General features: G+C 70.9%; 18 protein-coding genes. 9 read left to right on the top strand and 9 right to left on the bottom strand.

The window, feature by feature from the left end; genetic code table 11:
* Positions 1 to 267: 267 nt before the first annotated feature.
* On the top strand, positions 268 to 2157 hold the full coding sequence (gene mnmG / locus CEK66_RS02850) for a tRNA uridine-5-carboxymethylaminomethyl(34) synthesis enzyme MnmG (protein WP_152235888.1): 1890 nt from the start codon (positions 268 to 270) through the stop codon (positions 2155 to 2157).
* 347 nt (positions 2158 to 2504) lie between these two features.
* On the opposite strand, the gene CEK66_RS02845 is transcribed toward mnmG, so the two are convergent.
* The 5 genes from CEK66_RS02845 to CEK66_RS02825 form a co-directional block, all read right to left on the bottom strand.
* On the bottom strand, positions 2505 to 3464 hold the full coding sequence (locus tag CEK66_RS02845) for an alpha/beta hydrolase (RefSeq protein WP_152235887.1): 960 nt from the start codon (positions 3462 to 3464) through the stop codon (positions 2505 to 2507).
* 269 nt (positions 3465 to 3733) lie between these two features.
* Positions 3734 to 4591, bottom strand: coding sequence for a PA4780 family RIO1-like protein kinase (locus tag CEK66_RS02840; protein ID WP_043094294.1), 858 nt, complete (start codon positions 4589 to 4591; stop codon positions 3734 to 3736).
* A gap of 408 nt (positions 4592 to 4999) precedes the next feature.
* Positions 5000 to 6448, bottom strand: a complete 1449-nt coding sequence (locus CEK66_RS02835) for an efflux transporter outer membrane subunit (RefSeq protein WP_152235886.1) — start codon at positions 6446 to 6448, stop codon at positions 5000 to 5002.
* The gene (locus tag CEK66_RS02830; RefSeq protein WP_152235885.1) at positions 6445 to 9573 is read right to left on the bottom strand and encodes an efflux RND transporter permease subunit; all 3129 of its coding nucleotides are present in this window, start codon (positions 9571 to 9573) and stop codon (positions 6445 to 6447) included. The genes CEK66_RS02835 and CEK66_RS02830 overlap by 4 nt, the downstream gene beginning before the upstream one ends.
* A 10-nt stretch (positions 9574 to 9583) precedes the next feature.
* On the bottom strand, positions 9584 to 10726 hold the full coding sequence (locus CEK66_RS02825; RefSeq protein ID WP_152235894.1) for an efflux RND transporter periplasmic adaptor subunit: 1143 nt from the start codon (positions 10724 to 10726) through the stop codon (positions 9584 to 9586).
* Between the two features lie 345 nt (positions 10727 to 11071).
* On the opposite strand from CEK66_RS02825, the gene CEK66_RS02820 reads away from it, so the two are divergent.
* Positions 11072 to 13501: a membrane-bound PQQ-dependent dehydrogenase, glucose/quinate/shikimate family gene (locus tag CEK66_RS02820; protein ID WP_152235884.1), complete on the top strand. Its 2430-nt coding sequence runs from the start codon at positions 11072 to 11074 to the stop codon at positions 13499 to 13501.
* Positions 13502 to 13714: 213 nt separating this feature from the next.
* On the opposite strand, the gene CEK66_RS02815 is transcribed toward CEK66_RS02820, so the two are convergent.
* Genes CEK66_RS02815 through CEK66_RS02800 form a run of 4 tightly spaced genes read right to left on the bottom strand, consistent with a single transcriptional unit; the run spans position 13715 to position 18813 of the window.
* The gene (locus CEK66_RS02815; protein WP_152235883.1) at positions 13715 to 15022 is read right to left on the bottom strand and encodes an MFS transporter; all 1308 of its coding nucleotides are present in this window, start codon (positions 15020 to 15022) and stop codon (positions 13715 to 13717) included.
* A gap of 48 nt (positions 15023 to 15070) precedes the next feature.
* A complete protein-coding gene (gene aroD, locus CEK66_RS02810; RefSeq protein ID WP_226978473.1) occupies positions 15071 to 15976 on the bottom strand; it encodes a type I 3-dehydroquinate dehydratase in 906 nt (301 codons plus the stop codon).
* Positions 15977 to 16012: 36 nt separating this feature from the next.
* Positions 16013 to 17308 carry a carbohydrate porin gene (locus tag CEK66_RS02805; protein ID WP_152235882.1) on the bottom strand — a complete coding sequence of 432 codons (1296 nt, stop codon included), beginning with the start codon at positions 17306 to 17308 and terminating at the stop codon, positions 16013 to 16015.
* The gene (locus tag CEK66_RS02800; RefSeq protein WP_152235881.1) at positions 17305 to 18813 is read right to left on the bottom strand and encodes a NosD domain-containing protein; all 1509 of its coding nucleotides are present in this window, start codon (positions 18811 to 18813) and stop codon (positions 17305 to 17307) included. Before CEK66_RS02800 ends, CEK66_RS02805 begins: the two co-directional genes overlap by 4 nt.
* A gap of 276 nt (positions 18814 to 19089) precedes the next feature.
* On the opposite strand from CEK66_RS02800, the gene CEK66_RS02795 reads away from it, so the two are divergent.
* From CEK66_RS02795 to CEK66_RS02765, 7 genes are all read left to right on the top strand, one after another.
* Complete coding sequence (locus tag CEK66_RS02795; RefSeq protein WP_017915009.1) at positions 19090 to 19629, top strand: gamma carbonic anhydrase family protein; 540 nt, start codon at positions 19090 to 19092, stop codon at positions 19627 to 19629.
* 97 nt (positions 19630 to 19726) lie between these two features.
* The gene (locus tag CEK66_RS02790; protein WP_152235880.1) at positions 19727 to 20650 is read left to right on the top strand and encodes a DUF2167 domain-containing protein; all 924 of its coding nucleotides are present in this window, start codon (positions 19727 to 19729) and stop codon (positions 20648 to 20650) included.
* A 172-nt stretch (positions 20651 to 20822) separates the two neighbouring features.
* Positions 20823 to 21500 carry an RDD family protein gene (locus CEK66_RS02785; RefSeq protein WP_043094282.1) on the top strand — a complete coding sequence of 226 codons (678 nt, stop codon included), beginning with the start codon at positions 20823 to 20825 and terminating at the stop codon, positions 21498 to 21500.
* Entirely contained in the window at positions 21497 to 22558 is a 1062-nt protein-coding gene (locus tag CEK66_RS02780; protein WP_152235879.1) for a stage II sporulation protein M, read from the top strand. The genes CEK66_RS02785 and CEK66_RS02780 overlap by 4 nt, the downstream gene beginning before the upstream one ends.
* Positions 22548 to 24239: a DUF4129 domain-containing protein gene (locus CEK66_RS02775; RefSeq protein WP_152235878.1), complete on the top strand. Its 1692-nt coding sequence runs from the start codon at positions 22548 to 22550 to the stop codon at positions 24237 to 24239. The genes CEK66_RS02780 and CEK66_RS02775 overlap by 11 nt, the downstream gene beginning before the upstream one ends.
* Positions 24236 to 25423 (top strand): DUF4350 domain-containing protein, encoded by a 1188-nt coding sequence (locus CEK66_RS02770; RefSeq protein ID WP_017916447.1) that lies wholly within the window; start codon positions 24236 to 24238, stop codon positions 25421 to 25423. Before CEK66_RS02775 ends, CEK66_RS02770 begins: the two co-directional genes overlap by 4 nt.
* The gene (locus CEK66_RS02765; RefSeq protein WP_152235877.1) at positions 25420 to 26412 is read left to right on the top strand and encodes a MoxR family ATPase; all 993 of its coding nucleotides are present in this window, start codon (positions 25420 to 25422) and stop codon (positions 26410 to 26412) included. Before CEK66_RS02770 ends, CEK66_RS02765 begins: the two co-directional genes overlap by 4 nt.
* Positions 26413 to 26551: the final 139 nt, after the last annotated feature.

Below are 26551 nucleotides of genomic sequence, written 5' to 3'. Positions count from 1 at the left end.
AAACGGGCATAAAAAAGGGCCGGTAGTCCCCCGACTACCGGCCCCCAGCTCCCCCAACGTGCGCGTGACTGGCCCCTGTTCCAATTCCAGTCATACGCCCCTGACGCATTGCCACGTTGGGTGCAGTGGGAATATCTGCAGATTGCGTGCCAACTTGAGGCCTGGATCCGCAATTTGTGATGCAACCGCTAAAATTCCTGTTCACACCCTGGGCGACGTCCCGTGTCGCCCCCTGCCGCCGGCCCCGCGCCGGCCGACGAGACCCCGATGAGCGATTCCTTCTACCGCCATGACGTGATCGTGATCGGCGGCGGCCATGCCGGCACCGAGGCGGCGCTGGCGTCCGCGCGTGCCGGCGCGCGCACCCTGCTGCTGACCCACAACGTGGAGACGGTGGGGGCGATGAGCTGCAACCCGGCGATCGGTGGCATCGGCAAGGGCCACCTGGTCAAGGAGATCGACGCGCTGGGCGGGGCGATGGCCCACGCCGCGGATCTGGCCGGCATCCAGTGGCGGACCCTCAATGCCTCCAAGGGCCCGGCGGTGCGTGCGACCCGCTGCCAGGCCGACCGCAGCCTGTACCGCAGCGCGATCCGGCGCCTGGTCGAGGCGCAGCCGAACCTGACCGTGTTCCAGGCCGCGGTGGACGACCTGGTCATGGACGGCGAGCGCGTGCGCGGCGTGCTGACCCAGACCGGGCTGCGCTTCGAGGCCGCGGCGGTGGTGCTGACCGCCGGCACCTTCCTGGCCGGCAAGATCCACATCGGCCAGACCCAGTACGCCGGCGGCCGCGCCGGCGATCCGCCGGCCACCGCGCTGGCGCAGGCGCTGCGCGACGGCCGCTTCGGCGTGGACCGGCTCAAGACCGGCACCCCGCCGCGCATCGACGGACGCAGCCTGGACTACGCGGCGATGGAGGAACAGCCCGGCGACGATCCGCTGCCGGTGATGTCGTTCCTGGGCGAGGTGGCGCAGCATCCGCGCCAGGTCTCGTGCTGGATCACCCACACCACCGAGCGCACCCACGCCATCATCCGCGGCGCGCTGGACCGCTCGCCGCTGTACACCGGCCAGATCGAGGGCATCGGCCCGCGCTACTGCCCCTCGATCGAGGACAAGGTGGTGCGCTTCGCCGAGAAGGCCAGCCACCAGATCTTCGTCGAGCCGGAAGGCCTGGACGTGGTCGAGATCTACCCCAACGGCATCTCCACCTCGCTGCCGTTCGACGTGCAGCTGGAGCTGGTGCGCTCGATCCGCGGCTTCGAGCGCGCGCACATCACCCGCCCCGGCTACGCCATCGAGTACGACTTCTTCGACCCGCGCGGGCTCAAGGCCTCGCTGGAGACCAAGGCCATGCCCGGGCTGTTCTTCGCCGGCCAGATCAACGGCACCACCGGCTACGAGGAAGCCGCCGCGCAGGGCCTGATCGCCGGCCTCAACGCTGCGCGCCAGGTGCGCGGGCTGGAGCCGTGGTCGCCGCGTCGCGACCAGGCCTACATCGGCGTGCTGATCGACGACCTGATCACCCATGGCACCAGCGAGCCGTACCGCATGTTCACCAGCCGCGCCGAGTACCGGCTGCAGCTGCGCGAGGACAACGCCGACGCGCGCCTGACCGGCATCGGCCACGAGCTGGGCATCGTCGACGAGACGCGCTGGGCGCGGTTCCAGGCCAAGCAGGAGGCGGTGGCGCGCGAGAACGAGCGTCTGCGCGGTCTGTGGGCGACGCCGGGCAACGCGCTGGGCCGCGAGGTCGCGGCGACGCTGGGCGTGGCGGTGAGCCGCGAGACCACCGTGCTGGACCTGATCAAGCGCCCGGAGCTGGACTACGCCGCACTGATGCGGGTGCCGTCGCTGGGCCCGGGCGTAGCCGACGCGCAGGTGGCCGAACAGGTGGAGATCGGCATCAAGTACGCCGGCTACCTGGACCGCCAGCGCGACGAGATCGCCCGCCAGCAGCGCCACGAGGACACCCCGATCCCGGCCGCGTTCGACTACGCGCAGGTGCGCGGGCTGTCGGCCGAAGTGCAGCAGAAGCTCGAGCGCGTGCGCCCGCAGACCGTGGGCCAGGCGCAGCGCATCCCCGGCATGACCCCGGCGGCGATCTCGCTGCTGCTGGTGCACCTGGAACGCGCGCGCCGCAGTCGGGTGGCGTGATCGGTCGCGAACGCGCATCGCGCGCAGCACCCCCACGCAGGAGCGGCTTCAGCCGCGACCTGGGCGTGTCGGCAATTCCCCGTCGCGGCTGAAGCCGCTCCTTTGTTTCTCCCTTCTCCCCTCGGGAGAAGGTGCCCCGAAGGGGCGGATGAGGGTACGGATGGTGCACTAAGGTCCGGAGGCGGCGCTGCGCTCCCGGACCCTCACCCCAACCCCTCTCCCGGGAGGAGAGCGGCTTTGACTACGGAAGCCGACGCATCCGCGCGACTGGCACATGGTTCCAGACGAAGCAGCGCGTGCCAGCGCCGGTGGCGATTGCCGGGAGGGGGTACCCACTGCGGTTGCACTCACTCCTGCGTGGCCACCGGCAGCAGCCGCTGGCGCAGCAGCAGCGCGGCCAGGTCCAGGGTTTCGCCGGCCACGCGCATCACCCTGCCCATGTTGATGAAGCCGTGGATCATGCCGGGGTGGACGCGCACCAGGGTTTCCACACCCGCCTCGCGCAGGCGCTGCGCGTAGTGCAGGCCTTCGTCGTGCAGCGCGTCGCGGTCGGCGAGCACCACCAGCGCCGGGGCGACGCCGGCCACGTCCGGCGCCACCACCGGGGAGATGCGCCAGTCCGATGCCAGCGACGGGTCCGGCAGCAGCTGGCGGTCGAAGTAGCGCATCGCCGCTTCGGTCAGCGGCGGGATGCCGGCGTTGTGCACGCGCGAGGGAAAGGGATTGTCCGGGCGTACGTCGGTCAGCGGATAGATCAAGATCTGGCAGCGCAGGGCGATGCCGGCATCGCGCGCGGCCAGTGCGGCGCTCGCCGCCAGGGCGCCGCCCATGCTGTCGCCGGCCACGGCCAGGCGCTGCGGATCGGCACCGACCTCGGCCGGGTGTGCGGCCAGCCAGTGCACCACCGCGATCACGTCCTCGATGCCAGCCGGCGCAGGATGTTCGGGCGCCAGCCGGTAGTCCACCGCCAGCACCTGGCAGCCGGCGCGTGCGGCCAGTTGTCGGCACACGTCGTCGTGCGAGTCGAGGTCGCCGACCACGCCACCGCCGCCGTGCGCGTAGAGGCAGGTCGGCGCCGGGCTAGCGTCGAGGCCGTGCGGGCGGTACAGGCGCAGCGGAATCGGCGCGGCCGGACCCGGCGCCTGCAGGTCGCGGACCTCGGCCATCTCCACGTGTGGGAAACCGAATTGCGCGGCGACGCCGCGCATCATCGCCCGCGCCTGGGGCAAGGGCAGTTCCTCCATCGGCGGCTGCCCGGACTGCTGGGCCTGGGCGAAGAAACGCACGACGTCTGGATCGAAATACATGGGTGGCCCTCCCGGGGCGGCTGCGCAAGCGGCGTCGGGCGGATTGTTATTCTCGATAACCATTTCCGCAAATAAGCGAACCGGAACGCCGATGCGCGGTAGCCGACGGGTCAGCGGCAGGCGGCCGATCGTCATGGCGCGGATGCGCGTGCAATGCAGGCGCGGCGAGGCATTGCGCAGCTTGGAGCACGCGCTGGCGACGGGCGCGCACGCGGTGCCGCCACATTGCGGCGCAGCATGGACTTGCGCGCCGCGTGCCGGAACGCGGCTCAGTCGTCCTGCGCGGCGGCTTCGCGGCCCTGCTGGCGGATGATGGCTTCCTGCCGCGCGTCCTCGATCGAGGCGCGCACCGCGCGCACGTCGGCGCGACGGGTGTCGAAGGTGAAGCGGCCGGTGAGCACGCTGTCCGGGCGCAACGTGCCCTTCTCGTACAGCGCCCACATCTCCTCGCCGTAGTGGGTGGCGTTGAGCTCGGGCGCGAAGCGGCCCAGGCAGTCGCGCAGGTTGTGCACGTCGCGCAGCAGCATGCTGCGGGCGGCGTTGTTGCCGGCGGCGCTGACCACCTGCGGGAAGTCGATCACCACCGGGCCGTCGGCGGCGACCAGCACGTTGTATTCGGACAGGTCGCCATGGACCAGGCCCAGGCACAGCATCTTCACCACGTCGCCGACCAGCTGCGTGTGGAAGGCGCGCGCCTGCTCCGGTTCCAGTTCCACCTCGCCCAGGCGTGGCGCGCTCTGCCCGTCGGCATCGGTGACCAGGTCCATCAGCAGCACGCCATGGAAGTAGCCGCGCGGCTGCGGCACGTGCACGCCGGCGTCCACCAGCTGGTACAGGGTGTTGGCCTCGGTGTCCTTCCACGCGGCTTCCTGCTCGCGGCGGCCGAACTTGCTGGCCTTGCCGATCGCCCGCGCCTGGCGGCTGCCGCGCACCTTGCGCCCTTCCTGGTACTGCACGCGGGCCTGGAAGCTGCGCTGCGCCATGTCCTTGTAGACCTTGGCGCAGAGCACGTCGTCGCCGGCCTGGACTACGTAGACCGCAGCCTCCTTGCCGCTCTTGAGCGGGCGCAGCACGCCGTCGATGACGCCATCGTCGATCAGCGGCTGCAGGCTCGGGGGGATCTTCATCGGGTGCGGCGTACCTGGAGTGAGTCGCCGCGATTATGGCCCAAGGCTGGCGTGGTGCCCGGCGTGCCGGTGCGGCATCGACGGTGTCGCCAACGCGCCAAAGATACGTACGGAGCGGCTTGCGGCCTGTGCGACGAACGATTGGGCGGCGCGGCGGCGCCCGGCATTTGTCTACGACGGCCGCCGAGGTGTACCGCCGCGTTCAGCTATCGAGACGGTGGCACAGGGCTGTCGTGTTGCGTGCGGCGCGGGCACGCGCGAGGCGTTGCCTGGGTGGATGCTTGGGTAGGCGTTCGATTGCCGTCGCGTCGGGACTGAAGTCCCTCCCACAGGAGCGCGTCGCACGTGGCGGGGCTTCTGGCCGCTCGGGCCTGCCTGGGCTCGCCTCAGGCAGGCCTTGATCGCGGTTCAGGGCGCGGTAGCGGCCTGAGCCGGGGCCTGGGCGTCGGCGCCGCCGCCGAGCACCTGGTACAGGGTGACGCGGTTGCTGGCGTCCTGCAGGCGCAGCGCGATCAGCGCCTGCTCCGCGGCGAACAGCGAGCGTTGCGCATCCAGCACCGGCAGGTGGCCGTCCAGGCCGGCGCGGTAGCGCGCGTCGGCCAGGGTGTAGCTGCGCTGGCTGGCGTCGACCAGGGCCTGCTGCGCGGTCAGCTGCACCTGCAGGTGGTCGCGCGTGGCCAGGGCGTCGGCCACTTCCGCGAAGGCCGACTGGATCGCCTTCTCGTACTGCGCCACGGCGATGTCCTTGCCGAGCTTGGAGGCGTCCAGCGAGGCCTTCAGCGCACCGGCGTGGAAGATCGGCGCGGTGATGCTGGGCACGAACGACCAGGTGCGGCTGCCGGCGGAGAACAGCGTGGACAGCGCATCGCTGCTGCGCCCGGTGGACGCGGTGAGGCTCAGCGACGGGAAGAACGCCGCGCGTGCGGCGCCGATGTCGGCGTTGGCCGCCTGCAAGGTGTGCTCGGCGGCGAGCACGTCCGGGCGCTGCAGCAGCACCGCCGAGGACAGGTGCGCCGGCAGCGGCGCCAGCGCCACGCTGTCCTGCATCGCCTGCGCGGTGGGCAGCAGCGCTGCGTCCACCGGCGCGCCGACCAGCAGTTGCAGCGCATCGCGCGCCTGCGCCAGTTGGGTGGCGGCGCTGGCGACGGCGACGCGCGCCGACTCCACGCTGGTCTGCTGCTGCGCCAGGTCCAGCCCGGACGCGCTGCCGATGCTGTGGCGGCGCTCTGTCAGTTGCAGGGTCTGCGCCTGGCTGTCCAGGGTCTGCTGCGCCAGCGCCAGTTGCGCCTGGTCCGCGCCCACGGTCAGCCACGCCGCGGCGACCTGGGCGACCAGGGTCAGGCGCACGTTGCGCTGGTTTTCCGCACTGGACAGCCAGTTCTGCAGGGCTTCCTGCTTGAGACTGCGCAGTTGCCCGAACAGATCCAGCTGCCAGCTGCTGAGCCCGACCTGCAGGGTGTCGCTGGTGCTGACCTGGGAGACGCCGTCGTCGTTGCTGGCGGCGCTGGTACGGCTGCGGCTCATGCTGGCGTTGGCGTCGAACGAGGGCAACTGCGCGGCGCGCTGGAGGCGGTACTGCGCACGCGCCTTGTCGATGGACAGCACCGCCACGCGCAGGTCGCGGTTGTTCTGCAAGGCCAGCGCGATGGTCTGGCGCAGCCGCGGATCCAGGAACACCTGCTGCCAGTCCGGCATCGCCAGCGTGTCGGTGGCGGCGCCCGCGGCGGGCGCCGCATCGACCGCCGCCAGATCGGCCGGCACGGGTGCCGCCGGGCGCACATAGGTGGGCGCCAGGGTGCAGCCGGACAGGGCCAGCAGCGTGGCCACCGCCACGCTCATGCGGGTCAACGCGCTCATGCCTGCGTCTCCGGGTGGGCGACCGCCGGTCCCGGGAACATCCGGCGCACGATCACGTAGAACAGCGGCACGAAGAACAGGCCCAGGGTGATCGAGGCCAGGGTGCCGCCGGTGACGCCGGTGCCCAGCGAGTGGCGCGCGGCCGAGCCGGCGCCCTTGCTGAACACCAGCGGCAGCACGCCGAGCAGGAACGCCAGCGAGGTCATCAGGATCGGCCGCAGGCGCATCTGCACCGCGTGCAGGGTGGCGGCGAGCAGGCTTTCGCCGCGGTGCTCGAGGTCGCGCGCGAACTCGACGATGAGGATGCCGTTCTTCGCCGCCAGGCCGACCGTGGTCAGCAGCCCGACCTGGAAGTACACATCGTTCTCCAGCCCGCGCAGGGTCATCAGCAGCACCGCGCCGAACACGCCCACCGGCACCGCCAGCATCACCGCGAACGGAATCGACCAGCTCTCGTACAGCGCCACCAGGCACAGGAACACGAACAGCAGCGAGATCGCATACAGCGCCGGCGCCTGGTTGGCCGACAGCTTTTCCTGGTAGGCCATGTCCGACCACGCGTAGCCGAAGCCATGCGGCAACTGCTTGCTGAGTTCGGCCATCGCGTCCATCGCCGCGCCGGAGCTGACCCCGGGCACCGCCTGGCCGGTCAGCTCCATCGCCGACACGCCGTTGTAGCGTTCCAGCGCGGCCGGTGCGCTGGTCCAGTGCGAGCGGGTGAACGCCGACATCGGCACCATGTCGCCGCCGCCGTTGCGCACCGTCCAGCGGTCCAGGTCCTGCGGCGCCATGCGTGCGTCGGCGTCGCCCTGCACGTAGACCTTCTTGATGCGGCCCTTGTAGATGAAGTTGTTGACGAAGTCGCCGCCGAGCGCGCTGTTGAGCGTGGCGTTGATGTCGCCCGGGTCCACGCCCAGCGCCTGCGCCTTGGCGTCGTCGATCTTGACCGCGTACACCGGCGCGTCCTCCAGGCTGGCGTAGCGCACGTTCATCAGCTTGGGATCGTGCTGGGCCAGACGCAGCAGCTTGTCGCGCGCGGCGACCAGGGCGGCATGGCCGGCGCCTTCGTAGTCCATCAGTTCGAAGGTGAAGCCGGAGGCGTCGCCGAGGCCGGTGATCGCCGGCGGCGAGGTCACGAACAGTTCCGCGTCGGGCACGTCGGCCAGCGCCTTGTTCAGATGGTCGGCGATGGTCGCGGCATCGTCGTCGCGATCGTCCCAGTCCTTCAGCCGCACGAAGGCCATGCCGACGTTCTGGCCGGCGCCGGTGACGCTGAAGCCGGCCGAGGACAGCACCGAGCGCACGCCCGGATCCTTCAGCGCGGCCTTGGTCAGCCGGTCGGTCACCGCCAGGGTCTGCTCCAGGGTGGAGCCGGCCGGCAGCTTGACCAGCACGTTGAGCATGCCCTCGTCCTCGTCGGGCAGGAACGCACCGGGCAGGCGCCACAGCAGCAGGCCGGTGACCGCGATCAGCAGCGCATAGACGAGCAGGCCCAGCGCGCGCTTGCCCAGCACCCGCTCGACCAGCGTGCGGTAGCGCTCGGACAGGTGCCGGAAGCGGGTGTTGAACCAGATGAAGAACCAGCCCAGGCGGCCATGCGAGCCGATCGGCGCCTCGCCCTGGTGCAGCGGCTTGAGGATGGTCACGCACAGCGCCGGAGTCAGGGTCATCGCCACCAGCACCGACAGGATCATCGAGGCGGCGATGGTGATCGAGAACTGCCGATAGATCACGCCGGTGACGCCGTTGAAGAACGCCATCGGCACGAACACCGCGGTCAGCACCAGCACGATGCCGACCAGGGCGCCGCCGATCTGCTGCATCGAGCGCAGCGTGGCCTCCTTCGGCGGCAGGCCTTCCTGGCCCATCACCCGCTCCACGTTCTCCACCACCACGATGGCGTCGTCGACCAGCAGGCCGATCGCCAGCACCATCGCGAACATGGTCAGGGTGTTGATCGAGTAGCCGAATGCGGCGAGCACGCCGAAGGTACCCATCAGCACCACCGGCACGGCGATGGTCGGGATCAGCGTGGCGCGCCAGTTCTGCAGGAACAGGTACATCACCGCCACGACCAGCAGCACCGCTTCGATCAGGGTGATGACCACTTCCTTGATCGAGGTGGTGACGAACGGCGTGGTGCTGAAGGCGATGTGGTAGTTGAAGCCGTGCGGCCAGTACTGCTTGAGTTCCTGCAGGCGCTGGTCGATGGCCTTGGAAGTCTCCACCGCGTTGGCGTCGGAGTTGAGCTCGATGCCCAGCGAGGCCGAGGGCTTGCCGTTGAAGCGGGTGATGCTGTCGTAGGTCTCCGGGCCCAGGCCGATCCTGGCCACGTCCGACAGGTGCACGGCGGCGCCGCTGGCATCGCTCTTGAGCACGATCGCGCCGAACTGCGCCGGGGTCTGCAGGCGGCTGCGGGTGGTCACGGTGGCGTCCAGGCGCTGCCCGCGCAGCGCCGGCTGGCCGCCGATCTCGCCGGCCGACACGTCGGTGTTCTGCGACTGCAGCGCGTTCTCCACGTCCGAGGGCATCAGCGCGTACTTGCGCAGCTTCTCCGGGTCCAGCCAGATGCGCATGGCGTATTCCGAGCCCATCGGCTGGATGTTGCCGACGCCGCTGACGCGGCTGATCTGGTCGTCGATGTTCGATTCCATGTAGTTGGCGACATCGAAGTTGTCCATGCTGCCGTCGTCGGAGGTGAACGCCACCACCTCGAACAGCGAGCCGCTGGACTTGGTGATGACCAGGCCGTTCTGCTGCACCGCCTGCGGCAACACCGACATCACCGACTGCAACTGGTTCTGCACCTGCACCTGCGCGGTGTCGGCGTTGGTGCCGGTCTCGAACACCAGGTTGACCTGCGCGGTGCCGTCCGAGGCGCTGGTGGAGGTCATGTACAGCAGGTGGTCCAGGCTCTGCTGCGACTGCTCGATCAGCTGGGTGACGGTGTTTTCCACCGTCTGCGCCGAGGCGCCGGTGTAGGTGGCGCGCACGGTGATGGTGGGCGGCGCCATGTGCGGATAGCGTTCGACCGGCAGCCCATGGATGGCCAGCATGCCGATCAGGACGATGACGATGGCCATGACCCAGGCCACCACCGGGTGGTTGACGAAGAAGCGCGACATGCGGGAGTCCTCAGTCGGCCTGGGCGTCGTCGCCCGGCAGCGCCGGCGCGGCATCGAGCTGGGCGGCGGTGACCGGATACGGCTGCGCCGGCTTGCCGAGTTCGGCACGGCTGCCGTTGACCACGATCAGGCGCTCGCCCGGCTTGAGCCCGGACTCCACCAGCCAGTCGTGGCCGATGGCCTCGCCGGTGCGGATGTGCCGCTCCACCACCTTGTTCTGCGCGTCGAGCAGCTTCACGACAGGCTCGCCCTTGCTGTCGCGCGTCACTGCCTGCTGCGGCACCAGCACCGCGCCCTGGTCGGTGGCCATCGGCAGCACCGCGCGCAGGTACATGCCCGGCAGCAGCAGGTGTTCGGGATTGGGCACCACCGCGCGCAGGGTGACGTTGCCGGTGCCGGCGTTGACCTGGGTGCCGACGAATTCGAGGGTGCCGGCATGCGGATAGGTGCTGCCGTCCTCCAGCCGCACCTGCACCTGCGCCTTGCCGTCGATGGCATGGATCTGCCCGGCGTCGAGCTGGCGGCGCAGCGCCAGCATCTGCGTGCTGGACTGGGTGACGTCCAGGTAGATCGGGTCCAGCCGCTGGATGGTGGTCAGCGCCGCGTCCTGCGCGGCGGTGAGCAGCGCGCCAACGGTGTAGGCGGAGGTGCCGATGGTGCCGGAGATCGGCGCGGTGATGCGGGTGTAGTCGAGGTTGATGCGCGCGGCCTGCAGCGCCGCCTTGGCCGCGACCACCGCCGCCTCGTCCTGGCGCAGCGCGGACACCGCGTCGTCGGCGTCCTGCTTGCTGGCCGCGTCCATGTCGGTGAGGCTGCGGGTGCGCTCGGCCTTGGGCCGCGCGCTGGCCAGCGCCGCCTCGGCCTGCACCAGGTTGCCGCGGGCGATGTCGTAGGCGGCCTGGTACGGCGCCGGATCGATCACGTACAGCGCCTGCCCGGCCTTGACCTCCTGGCCCTCCTGGAACAGGCGCTGACGCAGCAGCCCGCCGACCTGCGGGCGCACGTCGGCGGTCTCGTAGGCCACGGTGCGGCCGGCCAGGGTGCGCTCGACCGGCAAGGTGCGCGCGCCCAGGGTCAGCACCCCCACCCGCGGCGGCGGCGCGGCCGCCGGCTTGTCGCCGGAGCAGCCTCCGGCCACGGCAACGGCCAGCAATACGGCACAGCGAACGGGACGACGAATCGCCTGGAAACGGTCGGACATGGGGAGTGCGGCTGGGAAGAAACGCGCAACGCTACTCCACGGATGTGTCGCATCGCACCATGTCTGTAACAGTGCGTTGTACGGGCTTCACCAAGGTCGGAGAAACGTCGGAAACCGGCACACAGCGTCGCACCGGCGGACGGTGCCATTCGTTCTATTACCGAACACAAATGCGATAATCGCCCATCTTGCCGACGTCGTTTCCCGGCGCGGCATGCCATCGTGCGCACGCCCGCCTTCGCCGCCCTCGTGGCCGGCCGCGGACGCCGTGCGTCTCCCCTGCAGAGGATCGAAAACGTGCAAACCCAATCGGATGTGTCGGCCGGCGGCCGGATATTGCTGTGGAGCGTCGGCCTGCTGCTGGCGCTGATCGGGCTGGCGCTGCTGGTCGGCGGCATCCGCCTGGCCACCCTCGGCGGCAGCCTCTACTTCCTGGCGATGGGCGCGGCCTGCGTGGCCTCGGCGCTGCTGGTGCTGCGGCGGCGCCCGGCCGGCGCCTGGCTGTACGCGCTGGCGTTCGTGCTGAGCGTGGCCTGGGCGTACTGGGATGCCGGCCTGGCGTTCTGGCCACTGGTATCGCGGCTGATGATGCCGGCGGTGCTGGCGCTGCTGGTCGCCTTGGTCTACCCGACCCTGCGCCGCGCCCGCGGCCTGCCCGGCGGACGCGGCGCCTATGCGCTGGCGGCGGTGCTGGCGCTGGCCTGCGCCGGCGGCCTGGCCGGGATGTTCGTGCCGCATCCGCCGGTGGTCGCCAGCGGCCCCGGCCCGGCACCGGTGCCGGTGACCCCGGCGCAGGCGCAGCGCGACTGGAGCCACTACGGCAACACCGCTGGCGGCAGCCGCTTCGCCGCGCTGGACCAGATCGGCCGCGGCAATGTCGGCCAGCTGCAGGTGGCCTGGACCTACCGCACCGGCGACATCGCCCTCAGCGACGGCAACGGCGCCGAAGACCAGACTACCCCACTGCAGATCGGCGAGACGCTGTACGTGTGCACCCCGCACAACAACGTCATCGCGCTGGACGCCAGCAGCGGCCGGCAGCTGTGGAAGCACGAGATCAACGCGCAGTCCTCGGTCTGGCAGCGCTGCCGCGGCCTGGCCTACTTCGATGCCGATGCGCCGCTGGTCCAGCCCAGCGCCGCCAACGCCTCGCGGGTGGCGGCAGCGGCGCTGCCGGCCGGCGCCAACTGCCGGCGCCGCGTGCTGACCAACACCATCGACGCGCGGCTGATCGCGCTGGACGCGGACACCGGCGCGTTCTGCAGCGGCTTCGGCCAGAACGGCCAGGTCGACCTGAAGGCCGGCCTCGGCGCCGCACCCGATCCGTTCTACCAGTTGACCTCGGCGCCGACCGTGGCCGGGACCACGGTGGTGGTGGGCGGCCGCGTCGCCGACAACGTGCAGGCCGACATGCCCGGCGGCGTGATCCGCGGCTTCGACGTGATCACCGGCGCACAGCGCTGGGCCTTCGACCCGGGCAACCCGCAGGACACGCAGCCGCCGGCGCCGGGCAAGACCTACGTGCGCAGCACGCCGAACGTGTGGGCGCCGATGTCCTACGACGCCGCCTCCAACACGGTGTTCCTGCCGATGGGCAGCCCGTCCACCGACCTGTACGGTGCCGAGCGCAGCGCGCTGGACCACCGCTTCGGCGCCTCGATCACCGCGCTGGACGCCAGCACCGGCCAGGTCAAGTGGGTCTACCAGACCGTGCACAACGATCTGTGGGACTTCGACCTGCCGATGCAGCCGAGCCTGATCGACTTCCCGATGGCCGACGGCCGCAAGGTGCCGGCGCTGATCATCGGCACCAAGGCCGGCCAGCTGTACGTGCTCGACCGCGCCACCGGCAAACCGCTGACCGAGGTCCGCGAGGTGCCGGTGAAGGCCGCCGACATCCCGCACGAACCGTATGCGCTGACCCAGCCGCTATCGGTGGGCATGCCGCAGATCGGCACCAAACACCTGAGCGAAGCGGACATGTGGGGCGCCACCCTGCTGGACCAGATGCTGTGCCGCATCGCCTTCAAGAAGATGCGCTACGAGGGCCTGTACACCGCGCCCGGTACCGATGTGTCGCTGAGCTTCCCCGGCTCGCTGGGCGGCATGAACTGGGGCGGGCTGTCGGTCGACCCGGTGCACGACGTGGTGTTCGCCAACGACATGCGCCTGGGCCTGTGGGTGCAGATGATTCCGCAGAAGGCCGAGAAGGCCGCCGCCTCCAGCGGCGGCGAGGCGGTCAACACCGGCATGGGCGCGGTGCCGCTGAAGGGCACGCCATACGCGGTCAACAAGAACCGCTTCCTGTCGGCACTGGGCATCCCCTGCCAGGCGCCGCCGTTCGGCACGCTCAGCGCGATCGACCTGAAGACACGCAGCATCGCCTGGCAGGTCCCGGTGGGCACCGTGCAGGACACCGGCCCGCTCGGCTTCAAGATGCACCTGCCGATCCCGGTCGGCATGCCGACCCTGGGCGGCACCCTGGCCACGCAGAGCGGCCTGGTGTTCATCGCCGGCACCCAGGACTACTACCTGCGTGCGTTCGACAGCGGCACCGGCAAGGAACTGTGGAAGGCACGGCTGCCGGTGGGCAGCCAGGGCGGGCCGATGACCTACGTGTCGACCAAGACCGGCAAGCAGTACATCGTGATCACCGCCGGCGGCGCGCGGCAATCGCCGGACCGCGGCGACTACGTGATCGCCTACGCCTTGCCGAACGCCAAGTAGGAAAACGGCACGCCATTGCCACCTGCGTGCGGTGGCAATGGATGGACCCGCGTTCGTGAGACCTCACAGCGCCTCGACCGAGGCGCCGCAGGTTGGCCGACACATGGGGTATGGCGCCGGACACGGCGCCGATCGGTGACGCAGGCCAGGCCGCGCCGCAAAGCGCGTTGCTCTCGAAGACTGGAATGGAGCCGCGCCCGCGCCGCCCCGCCCTCACCGTGCCGGCTGCAGCCGCATCGTCAGCACCGCGGCAATGGCCACCAGCAGCGGCAACGCCAGCACGTAGTACAGATTGGCCGGCTGCCAGCCGGCGTCGACCAGCACGCCGACGGTCATCGGCGAAAGGATCGCGCCGACGCGGCCGATGCCGATCGCCCAGCCCAGGCCGGTGGTGCGCACGGTGGGCGCGAACACGATCGGCGCCACCGCATACAGGCCGGCCATCGAGCCGAACAGCGCCGCACCGATCACGAAGGCCACGGGGAAGGCCAGCTGCAACTGCGTGCCGAGCGTGGCGAACGCCGCCATTCCCAGTGCGGCGATCAGGAAGCTGACGGCGGTCAGCCGTGGCAGCAGAAAACGTGCGGCCAGGCCGCCGAACAAGGCGCCGCCGACGATGCCGCCCAGGTTCAACAGCACCCCGCCGGTGACGCCCTGCTCGGCCGACAGCCCGGCCTGCACCAGCAGTTTCGGCGTCCAGCTCAGCACGAAATAGAAGGCGAACATGTGCATGAAGAAGCCCAGCGCGATCAGCACGCTGTTGCGGCGCAGGTGCGGGGTGAACAGCGCCGCGTAGCCCGCCTTCTCCTGCACCGGCGGGCGCGGCGGCAGCGCATCCAGGGTCGGTGCACGCATGCGCGCCAGCAGCGCGTTGAGCCGCGCCAGCGCATCCGGCGGGCGCCGGCTGAGCAGGAAGTCCAGCGATTCGGGCAGCAGCGCAAGCACCACCGGGATGCACAGCAGCGAGGCGAGTGCGCCGAACAGGAAGGCCGCATGCCAGCCCCAGCGTTCCAGCAGCATCGCGGCGATCAACCCGCCCAGCGTGGCGCCGATGGGATAGCCGGTGGCCTGCAGGGCCACTGCGGTGCTGCGCCACTTCGGGCTGGCGTATTCGGCAGTGATCACGCCGACGCCGGCGAGCATGCCGCCGATGCCGATGCCGGTGAACACGCGCAGCGCCGCAAGTTGCCAGATGTCCTGCGCCAGTGCCGAGGCGGCCATGCCGACGGTCAGGATCGCCAGGCAGCACAGGATCATGTTGCGCCGGCCCCAGCGGTCGGCCAGCGGCGCCAGCAGCAGCGAGCCCAGCGCCATGCCCACCAGCCCGGCGCTGAGCGCGATCCCCAGCAGCTTGCCGGACAAACGCCAGGCCTCCGACACGTGCGGGGCGATGAAGGCCATCACCATCACGTCGAACCCGTCGAGCATGTTCAACAGCACGCAGACCGCGATCGCCGTCCACTGGAACCCGCTCATGCGATTCAGGACGAGGGCGGTGGGCGGGGCGGCGGCATGGCTCATGGCAACACTCCTGCAGGAACGGCGAACGAGGACGGCAGCGTCGCGGGATTACTTGGGCGGCGCGGCGGCATGCAGCGCATCGAGCGTCTGCCGCAACCGCGCCGCGTCGATCTGCCCGGGCGCCGAGGCGGTGCCGAGCATGCCGAAGGTCAGGCTCTGCCCGAAGGTCTCGCCGGACAGCCGCGACACCGCGCCCAGCGGCCCCATCGCCATGGTCAGCAACGGCTGGCCGCTGCGCTGGCGCATCTGCCAGGTGGCGTCGAGCAGGTGCAGCACGTCGCCCGGATCTCGCGGCATCACCGCGATCTTCAGCACGTCGGCACCCAGCGCCTGCTGCCGCTGCAGCCGCGCCACGATCTCCGCCACCGGCGGAGTGGCGTGGAAGTCGTGGCTGGACATCACCACGTACACGCCCTGCCGGTGTGCGCGCTCGACCACCTGCCGCAGCACCGCCGGGTCGCGGAACATCTCCACATCGAGCAGGTCGGCGAAGCGCGCCTCCAGCAGGCGCGCGTACAGCGCGCCGTAGGCGGCATCGTCGATCGCCACCGCACCACCCTCGGCCTTGGTGCGGAAGGTCAGCAGCAGCGGCTTGCCGTGCAGTGCCTGCGCCAGGCGCGGCCCCAGGGCCGCCAGCGCGGCGGCGTCGGTGGCGCCGTCCATCAGGTCGATGCGCCACTCGGCCAGGTCTGCATCGGGCGAGGCGGCGATGCGCTGCGCCTGCGCCAGCGCCTGCTCGGCGTCGTGCGCGGTGATCGGCACGATGATCTTGGGCAGGCCGGTGCCGATGGCGAGCCCGCGGATCTGCAGCACGCGCGGCGGCGGCAGCGGCGCGGCCGCGGACGGCGCGGCGGGCGCAGCTGCCGCAGGCACCGCAGGTGCGGCCTGCAGCGGCGATGCCAGCAGCAGGCCGGCGCAGCACAGGAAGGTCAGTCGTCGTGGGAACAAGGGCATCGGGATCGGCCTGGGCAGGAGGCGCGCAGCGCGCGCTCAGAAGGTGAGCTTGACCTGCAGCCCCACCGCCAGCGCGTTGTCGGTGCGCGCATAGGCGAAGGTGCCGGGGTTGACGATGTACTGCACGTCCGGCCGCAGCATCAGCCACGGCGTCAGCTGCGCGCTGTAGGACAGTTCGTAGAGTTGCTCGGCGGTGTCGAGCGCGAACACCGGCGCCTCCGGCGGCACGCCGGCATCGAGTAGCGCCGCGCGCCGCGCGTCGAGCAGGCGGTAGTTGATGTCGGCGCCGACGTAGCCCAGCGCGATGCGGTCCTGGCTGCGCCGGCCGATGCCCTGGTAGACGCCGCCCACGGCGTACCAACGGGTGATCTGCGCGGTGGCATGGTCGGACACCATGTACTGGGCGAAGCCAGTGAGGCCGCGGACGCGCTCGCCGCCGGGCGAATACAGCTTCTGCTCCACCAGCAGGTAGGCGCCGTCGCGGCCGGTGGTGGCGCGCGGGTCCAGGCCCTTGCGCGGCACCCGCGAGGAGTCGTAGTAGCCGCCGAACTTGTAGGTGCCCGGATAGGCGCCGCCGGCACCCGGCGTCCAGGTGAGCTCGACGGGGAACAGCGAGCCGGTGGTGCCGCGCGCGGTCAGGTCGAACGCGGTGTGCACGTTGTTGTTGGTGCTGGGGTTGACCTGGAACCAGCCGACCCGCAGGTTCGCCGCCGGCGTCAGTTGCTGCGCCACTTCCGCGCCCCAGCGTGCGTTCGGATAGTTGTACCAGCCGCTGTTGCCGGACATCGCCAGCGGATGCGCGCAGAACGCGGCGTTGACGAAGTTGGTCAGCAGCGTGTGCGCGCCGAACTGGTTGCCCATCGCGTAGAAGCCGGCCTTGATGTAGCTGCGCCCGTCGTTGAAGCGGCGGTCGTAGCTCAGTTCGGTCAGCCGGGTGAACTGGCCGCCATAGGCTTCCTGGATCGGGAAGCGGTTGCCGAGCAGATCGGCCGAGGTGCTGCGGCCGCGGCGGTCGTTGACGGTCACGTGCAGCGTGCCGCCGTTCCAGCCGGCGAGTTTCGCCAGGTCCAGGTCCACGCCCAGCCGCACCTGCTGCGCATAGCGCGCGCCGCGCTCGCCGCGGCCGCCGTCGACCACGCCCATGGCTTCGCCGACGTAGTCGCCGCGCACGTTGACGCCGCGTTGCAGCCAGTCGCTGCGCGTACCGTCCCAGTCGCCGGTCAAGGTGCTGTGCGCCAGGTCGGCGGCGTCCTGCGCGGCGGCGACCGCCGGGTCGAAGGCGATGACCGCAGCCAGCAGCGACCAGGCCGGTAGCGACGGTAGGCGGCTCACGGCGCCACCGCCAGCGGCGCGCTCAGCGGCGAGGTCGCGCCATCGTCGCTGGTGACGGTGGCGGTGAGTGTGGCAAGCACCGCGCTGTCGCCGTCCAGCGGCAGCGCGAAGCGGCCCTGTCCCTGCGCATCCACCGCCGCTTCGACGCGGCCGAGATAGCGTTCGGCTTCGTCGTCGCCGCGGTGGCGATTGCCGAACAATTCCACCGTGTACAGATGGCCGGGGCGGCCGACGAAGCTGCCCTGCACCTGCGGCACGCCGGCGCCGCGTTCGATCTTGCGCAACTGCGGAGCGGCCTGGCCGAAGTTCGGCGGCGGTTGGCAACCGTCGGGCGCAGCAGCGCCGCAGATCGTCGCGCGCTTGCGCGGATCCGGATCGACACCGATCCCGCGCGAGCCGACGAAGGGCGCATGCTCCAGGCCCGGCACGCCGAACACGATGGCGCCGCGCGGCTGGCCCGGGGCGCAGGCACCGCCGGCGAAGCAGCGTTCGATCTTCAGGCCGTTGCCGGACAGCAGGTTGGCGCTGAACCGGTTGGGCTCGCTGCGCGGCTGCGGGCGTACCGCGATGCCGATGCCGTTGCCGGTCAGGCGGTTGCCCTCGATCAGGTTGTCGCGGCCGGTGACGCTGACCCCGATCGAATTGCCGGCGAAGTCGTTGTCGGCGATGGTGTTGCGGTTGCCCCAGTTGATCTGCAGCCCGTCGGAATAGCGCTCGAACCGATTGCGCAGCACGGTGTTGTCGTTGCCCCACAGGATCTCGATGCCCTGCGAGGGCTCGGGGTTGGCATCGGTGGAGCGGAACAGGTTGTCGGCCACCAGGTTCCAGGCCACGCCGCGGGTCAGTTCCAGGCCGTCGCCGTTGTCGAGGAAGGTGTTGCGCTCGATGCGGTTGCGCACCGTGGTGGTGGCGGTGGACTGGCCGTTGCCGTCGTCGCCGGTCAGCATCACCCCGGCCCCGCCGTGGTTGGCGACGATGCGGTTGTCGCGCAGCACATTGTCGCTGGCGCGGTTGAGCAGCACGCCGATGCAGAAGTTGCGGATCTCCAGGCCGCTCAGTTCCACGCCATGGGTATCGCGCAGCACCAGGCCCGGCAGCGTGGTGCTGCGCACGTTGGTGCCGAACTGGCCCTTCTCGGCGCCCGGGCAGGCGGCGGTGCCCTTGCCGTGGATGTAGCCGGCACCGTCGATGGCGATGTACTGGCCGTCGTGCGCCCGCGCCAGGCCCACCACCTGCAGCGGCCCCTGCAGCGCCGGCAACGGTGCGCGCGGGCGGATCACGTACGGCGGCGCGCCCACCGCGGCGATCTCGATGCGGTAGCGGCCGGGGGCCTGGTTGGCGGTGGTGATCGCCCAGCGCAGGGAGCCCGGGGCGTCGTCGTCGGCGTAGCGGTCCACGGTGAGCACGCTGCGCTCCGGCGGCGGCGGCTCGGCCTGGTAGGCGCACACGGCGCCGGGAAGCAGGGCCGCGAGCAGGGCCAGGCCGCGGGAAAACGCACAGGACATGCACCATCTCCAACAGAATCGGGACCGCACCGGCGGCGGGCAGCGCCGCGGCCGCCAGCGGGCACGCGTCGTGCGCTGCCAGGCGCCGGGACAGCGGCAACGCTAGTTTTATCGCACTGCACCATTCAAGTGCGAATATCGATTAGCGGTGCGTTTATCGCACAATCGCGTGCTTCGCCCAGCCTCTGTGGCGCTCCACGGGCGGCAGCCGGCACCAGGCGCCGCGCTATCATCGGCGCCCGCGTGGCCGCCGGCCGCCCACCGCCGGAGAGCAGCATGTCCCCGATCCGCCCCTACCTCGACACGACTCCGCAGCTGGGCGCGCGCGTCTATGTCGACCCGGCCTGCACCGTGATCGGCGACGTGGTGCTGGAGGACGACGTGTCGGTATGGCCGGGCACGGTGATCCGCGGCGACGTCAACTACGTGCGCATCGGCGCGCGCAGCAACATCCAGGACGGCACCATCATCCACGTCAGCCACCACAGCCCGTTCAACGCGGCCGGCTACCCGACCCTGATCGGCGCGGACGTGACCGTGGGCCACGGCACCATCATCCATGCCTGCACCATCGAGGACCTGTGCCTGATCGGCATGGGCGCCTGCATCCTCGACGGCGCCACGGTGAAGAAATACGGCTTCGTCGGTGCCGGTGCGGTGGTCGGCCCGGGCAAGACCGTCGGCGAGGGCGAGCTGTGGCTGGGCAATCCCGCGCGCAAGGCGCGCATGCTCAGCGACAAGGAGATCGAGAGCCTGCACTACTCGGCGCAGCACTACGTGCGGCTGAAGGACCGTTACCTCACCGGCAACGGCTGAGGCCACTGCGGTGGTTGCGGCACCTGCGCCGCGACTGGCGTGCGCCGCGCGCTTGCGCGACACTAGGCGCCTCTGGCGTGGGGACGCCACCGAACGAATGGAATCGCCGATGCTCAAGACTTCGCTGCGCGGCCTGCTGGCCGCTTTTTGCTGTGCGCTGTGCGTCAGCGCCGTCCCGGCGCTGGCCCAGGACAGCGGCCCGGACATGACCGCCGAGCAGTTCGTCGGCTCGCTGCATTTCCGCGACGGGCATATCGAACTGCCGCAGGCCAAGGTGCATTTCGACCTCGGCCCGGCGTTCCGCTTTCTGGACAAGGCCGACGCGCGCAGGGTGCTGGAAAGCTACTGGGGCAACCCGCCCGACGACGACGTGCTGGGCCTGATCGTGCCGCGCCAGCCCGCGCTCGACGAGAAGGGCAGCTGGGCGGTGGTCGTCACCTATTCCGACGACGGCTACGTGTCCGACGAGGACGCCAGCAAGATCGACTACCAGGCCATGCTCAAGGACATGCAGGAGGAGACGCGCGAGTCCAACGCGCAGCGCAAGAAGGCCGGCTACGAGCAGGTCGACCTGATCGGCTGGGCGGTGCCGCCGCGCTACGACACCGGCAGCAAGAAGCTGTACTGGGCGCGCGAGCTGGCGTTCGCCGGCGAGCACGAGCACACCCTCAACTACGACATCCGCGTGCTCGGCCGGCATGGCTACCTCAGCCTCAATGCGGTCTCCGGCATGGGCGAACTGGCGCAGGTGCGCGAGGGCATGCAGCAGTTGCTGCCGATGGCCGAGTTCGACAGCGGCGCCCGCTATGCCGACCACAACCCGTCCACCGACAAGATCGCCAGCTACGGCCTGGCCACCCTGATCGGCGGCGGCCTGGCGGCCAAGGCCGGCCTGTTCGCCAAGCTGGGCCTGTTGTTGGCCAAGGCCTGGAAGCTGCTGCTGATCGGCCTGATGGCGCTGGTCGCCGGCGTGCGCAAGCTGTTCTCCGGGCGCCAGCGCGACGGCGGCACGGTACGCTGATCGGCGCCGCCGGCGTGCTGGGCAATTCACGCCACGCCGGCTAAAGTGCCGCTTCGGAGCAGGACGCAGTCGAGAGCAGCATGCCGCCACAGGCAGCCGGCCGAACGGAAGGACGGCCTCCCCACATCGCAGGTGCCCGTGTCCGCCGCACCACCTGGCGGCGGTAAGCGGCATGCTCGATACCTACCGCGAAGTCATCACCCCCGAGGGCGTGCCGCTGCATCTGCCGGCCGCCGGTGCGGTGCCGCGCGCGCTGGCCTGGCTGATCGACCTGGCGCTGCGCTTCGCCCTGCTCACCGCCATGGGCATGTTCCTCGGCCTGCTCGGCGGCCTCGGCCAGGGCCTGTACCTGGTGGCGATGTTCCTGGTGTTCTGGGCGTACCCGATCGTGCTGGAGGGCTGGCGCGGCCAGACCCTGGGCAAGCAGGCGCTGGGCCTGCGCGTGGTGGCGCGCAACGGCGCGCCGGTGGGCTGGATGGCCGCGATCACCCGCAACCTGCTGCGCACCGTGGACATGCTGCCGTTCGGCTACGCCGTCGGCCTGATCGCCTGCCTGTTCGACACCCATTCGCGGCGCCTGGGCGACCTGGTCGCGGGCACGCTGGTGGTGCACCAGCCGCCGCGCGAGGACGAGGCGCTGCCGCCGATCGCCAGCGCGCTCGCGCCGCCGCGACCGCTGCTGCCGGCCGAACAGGCGGCGCTGATCGCCTTCGCCGAGCGCGCGCCGCGGCTCACCCCGGAGCGGCAACTGGAACTGGCCGCGCTGGCGCAGCCGCTGACCGAGACGCCGGGCCAGGCCGGGGTGCTGCGCCTGTACGCGATGGCCAACTGGCTGCTGGGACGCCGATGAAACAGGAACAGTTCGTCCTCCGTCATCAGCAGGAATGGCAGGTGTTCGAGGCCTGGCTGCAGCGCAGCGCGCGCAGGTCGGCGCCGAACAAGGCCGGCGCCGCCGACGACGCCAGCAAGACCGCCGCGCCGCCGACCGCGATCCCGATTCCAGACCAGCCGACGCCGCTCGCCGACGAGGACATGCCGGCGCGCTACCGGCGCGTGTGCCATCAACTGGCGCTGGCGCGCAGGCGCGGCTACAGCCCGCAGGTCACCGCGCGCCTGCAGCACCTGATGCAGCAGGGGCACACCGTCCTGTACCGGGCGCCGCGTCCGCGCTGGCGGCGCGCGGCGGAATTCCTGTTCGCCGAATTCCCGCAGTTGGTGCGCAGCCAGGCCGGCTACATGGCGGCGGCCACCGCGCTGTTCGTGGTGCCGCTGGTGACCATCTTCGTGCTGCTGCAGTTCCGTCCGGAACTGATCCACGGGTTGATGGACCCGATGCAGGTCACCCAGGTCGAACGCATGTACGACCCGGCCGCCAGCGCACAGAAGCTCGGCCGCGACAGCGGCACCGATTGGCAGATGTTCGGCCACTACATCATGAACAACATCAGCATCGGCCTGCGCACGTTCGCCAGTGGCCTGCTGGCGGGGCTGGGCACGGTGCTGGTGCTGCTGTTCAACGGCATCACCATCGGCGCGGTGGCCGGGCACCTGCACCAGATCGGTTACGGCGTCACCTTCTGGCGCTTCGTCGCCGGGCATGCGCCGTTCGAGCTGACCGCGATCGTGATCGCCGGCGGCGCCGGTCTGCAGCTCGGACTGAAGGTGCTGGCGCCGGGACGGCGGCGGCGCATCGATGCGCTGGTGGAAGGCGGCAAGATCGGCGCGCGGCTGTGCCTGGGCGTGGCTGCGATGCTGCTGGTGGCCGCCTTCATCGAGGCGTTCTGGTCGTCCATCGCGACCGTGCCGGCGTGGGTCAAGTACAGCGTGTCGGCGGCACTCTGGACGCTGGTGCTGACGTGGCTGTGGCGCGGCGGGCGCGGCCGCGCGGAGGCGATCGATGCGGATTGAGCGCCTGGACGTGGTGCTGCGCGCACGCTCGGCCTGGGAAGCGATGGAACTGGGCAGCGCCCTGGTCCGCCGCCACGCCGGGGCGATCTGGAAGCCCTGGCTGCTGATCACCCTGCCGCTGTTCGCCGTGCTCAACCTCGGCGCCTGGGCGATCGATGCGCTGTGGCTGGCACCGCTGCTGCTGTGGTGGCTGAAGCCGGTGCTGGACCGGATCCCGCTGTTCGTGATCTCGCGCGCGGTGTTCGGCGACGTGCCGCGCGTGCGCGACACCGTGCGCGCGCAGGGCGCCTGGGGCTGGCGCACCCTGATCGGCTACCTGACCTGGCGCCGGTTGAGTCCGGCGCGCAGCGTGTTCATGCCGCTGGAACTGCTGGAAGGCGCGAGCGCCAGCCAGCAGCGCGAGCGCCGCCGCACCCTGGGCGGGGCGATCTACGGCCACGCGCTGCTGATGGCCAGCGTCTTCGCCACGTTCGAGGGCATGCTCAGCCTGGCCTGCATCGCCACGATCTTCCTGTTCGTGCCCATCGACCTGCTGCCGGAAACCGCGCGCGCGGCCTGGTCGCTGATCGGCCAGCAGACCCCGGTGTGGGCGGACATCGGCTTCAACGCCATCGCCTGGCTGGCGATGACCCTGATCGAACCGTTCTTCGTCGGCGCCGGCTTCGGCCTGTACCTCAACCGGCGCACCCAGCTCGAAGCCTGGGACGTGGAAATGGCGCTGCGGCGGATGGCTGCGCGCCTGCGCGCCGCCGCGCCGCTGGCGGTGCTGTGCGTGGCCCTGCTCGCCGCGCCGGCCGTGGCGCTGCGTGCGCAGCCGGCGGCCGACGACACAGCGGTGCAGACGGCGGCGGAGCAGGATGCTCCCGCCGACGCCGGGCGCGATGACGGGACCGATGCCGATACCGATGCCGACACGGACACTGACAGTGATGCGGATGCAGATGCCGACAGCAAGCCCGCCGCCGATACCCACCACCACAACGCCGCGCATCCGGTCCCGCTGGACGAAGTGTTCGACACCGAGCCCGCCGCCGATGCGCGCTTCGCCCGCGCCGCCGACCGCGCCTACGCCGACCCGCTGCTGACCGCCAAGCGCACCATCGGCTACTGGAAGAAACGCAATCCCGACGAACCGCCCAAGCCGGACGACAAGCAGCAAGACCTCACCGCGTTCGGCAAATGGATGAAGGCCGCCGCCCAGGCCATCGCGTTCGTCGGCAAGTGGGGCATGTGGGTGCTGGCCGGCATCCTGCTGCTGGTGCTGCTGCTGACCGCCAGGCACTGGCTGCCGTGGATGCGCGGCACCGGGCGCCGGCGTGCACCGGTGGCGACGGCACCGGAGCACACGCCGGTGCTGGCGCCGCAACCGCTGCCGGACGACGTGGCGACGGTGGCACGACGCGCCTGGCGCGAAGGCCGCCACCGCGACGCGCTGGCGCTGCTGTACCGGGCCAGCGTGGCGACGCTGTGCGAGCGCGCCGATCTGGTGTTGCCGCCCAGCGCCACCGAGGCGCAGTGCCTGCGCGCCGCGCAACGCCTGCCCGACGACGCCGACCGCGGCCTGTTCGCGCGCATGGTGCGGGTCTGGCAGCACGCCGCCTATGCGGGCCGGCTGCCCGAGGACAGCGCCTTCGATGCGCTGGTCGACGACCTGCAGCGCCAGTTCCGGTGGCAGGCATGAACAGCGGCACGCGCAATGCGCTGATCTTCCTGGTCGGCCTGCTGCTGGTCAGCGTCGGCGCGGCCTGGTTCTTCGGCCGCTACGAACGCGCCGAGCGGGAGATCGTGCTGCCGCCACGCGGCGAGGCCGCCTACAACCCGCTGTACGCGCTGCGCCAGACCCTGCGCGCCGACGGCGTGCGTGCCGAGTCGCGGCAACGCCTGGACCTGGAGGCGATGCGCCTGCGCCCGCACGACAGCGTGGTGCTGTATGGCGACCCACGCATGCTCGGCAAGGCCGACGGCGACGCCTTGCTGGACTGGGTGGAGCATGGCGGACATCTGGTGCTGCGCACGCCCACCGCAGAGGTCAAGCGCGGCGACGTGCCGATCCTGGAAGCGCTGGACATCACCGTCGAGGCGCGCAGCCCGGACGACTGCCTGGTCATGGCGGTGCCGGGCGCGGCGCCACACAAGGTGTTCTGCGGCGGCCGCCGCTTCAACATCGACCCGGATACGCCCAGCAACTGGTGGAGCGGCGAGGACGACGACTTCGTGTTCGCGCGCGTGCCCTACGGCGACGGCAGCGTGGACGTGCTGTCGGAACTGGATTTCCTCGAGAACCAGGACGACCGGCTCGGCAAGATGTTCGAGGGCTCGCCGATGGAAGACGATCCGGTGCTGCGCAGCGGCGGGCTGCGCGAGGCCGGCAACCGCCTGCTGGCACGCCAGGTGCTGGGGCCGAACTACGGCCAGGGCACCATCCACCTGATCTATTCGGCCGAACTGCCCTCGCTGTGGCGCACCCTGTTCACCCGCGGCTGGCCGGCCTGGCTGCCCGCGTTGCTGGTCCTGCTGGCCTGGCTGTGGTCGCGCATGCAGCGTTTCGGGCCGCTGCTCGCGCCGCCGGCCGAGGATCGCCGTTCGCTGCTGGAACACGTGCGCGCCAGCGGCGAACACCTGCTGCGCTACGGCCGCGCCGACCTGCTGCACGCGGCGGTACGTGAGGCGTTCCTGGCGCGGCTGCGCCGGCGCGCGCCGATCGCCGCCGCGCTGGAGGGCCCGGCCCAGGCCGCCGCCATCGCCGAACGCCTGCAGCTGCCCGTGGCGCAGGTCGAACAGGCGCTGCAACCGCCGCCGCCCAACCAACCCGCCGCCTTGCGCGAGCGCATCCGCCTCCTCGTCCAGATGAGAAACCAGTTATGACCACCGCCTCCTGCGACGCCGTCGCGACGCTCGCCGGCCCTGCCCTGATCGAACGCGCCGAGGCGATCCGCGCCGCGGTCGGCCACGCCTTCATTGGCCAGCCGGAGGTGCTGGAGCAGATCCTGATCGCGCTGCTGGCCGGCGGGCATGTGCTGATCGAGGGCGTGCCCGGCCTTGGCAAGACCCTGCTGGTGCGCGCGCTGGCGCAGGCCCTGGAACTGAACTACGCACGCGTGCAGTTCACCCCGGACCTGATGCCCAGCGACGTCAGTGGCCACGCCGTGTACGACCCCAAGACCGAGAGCTTCAAGATCCGCCGCGGCCCGGTGTTCACCCACCTGCTGCTGGCCGACGAAATCAACCGCGCCCCGGCCAAGACCCAGTCGGCGCTGCTGGAAGTGATGCAGGAAGGCCAGGTCACCATCGAAGGCACGGCCTTCCCGCTGGCGCCACCGTTCCTGGCGCTGGCCACGCAGAACCCGGTCGAGCAGGAAGGCACCTACCCGTTGCCGGAAGCGCAGTTGGACCGCTTCCTGCTGAAGATCCTGATCGACTACCCGCAACTGGAAGACGAGGCGCGCATGGTCGCCGCGGTCACCAGCGGCCGCAGCGCCGGCGACTTCGACCTGTCGCAGGTGCCGCGCGTACTCGGCGCCGAGGACGTGGTGGCGATGCAGGCCGGCACCGCGGCCATCGCCGTCGACCCGCAAGTCATCGACTACGCCGTGCGCATCGTCGCCGCCACCCGCCGCTGGCCGGGCATTGCGCTCGGCGCCGGCCCGCGCGGCAGCATCGCCCTGGTCCGCGCGGCGCGCGCGCAAGCCGTGCTGTCCGGCCGCGACTTCGTGATCCCCGACGACATCCGCGACGTGGCCAAGCCGGCCCTGCGCCACCGCATCGCCCTGGCCCCGGAACTGCAGATCGAAGGCCAGAGCGCCGACGACGCCCTCGGTGGGTTGCTGGCCAAGGTGGAGGCGCCGCGGAAATGAGCGGGGAGTCGGGAATGGGGAATGGGGAATGGGAAAAGCCGGGGTTCCCGGCGTTGCCCGTAATTCCCGATTGCAGTGAGCTGACGAACGCAGCGACCCGTCGCGCTGCAGCCCTGCCGCTTTTCCCATTCCCCATTCC

Source organism: Xanthomonas sp. LMG 12460, assembly GCF_009192895.1.
Lineage (GTDB): Bacteria > Pseudomonadota > Gammaproteobacteria > Xanthomonadales > Xanthomonadaceae > Xanthomonas_A > Xanthomonas_A sontii.
Note: the sequence above shows the minus strand (reverse complement) of the source record. Positions and strands in the feature narration are given on the sequence as shown.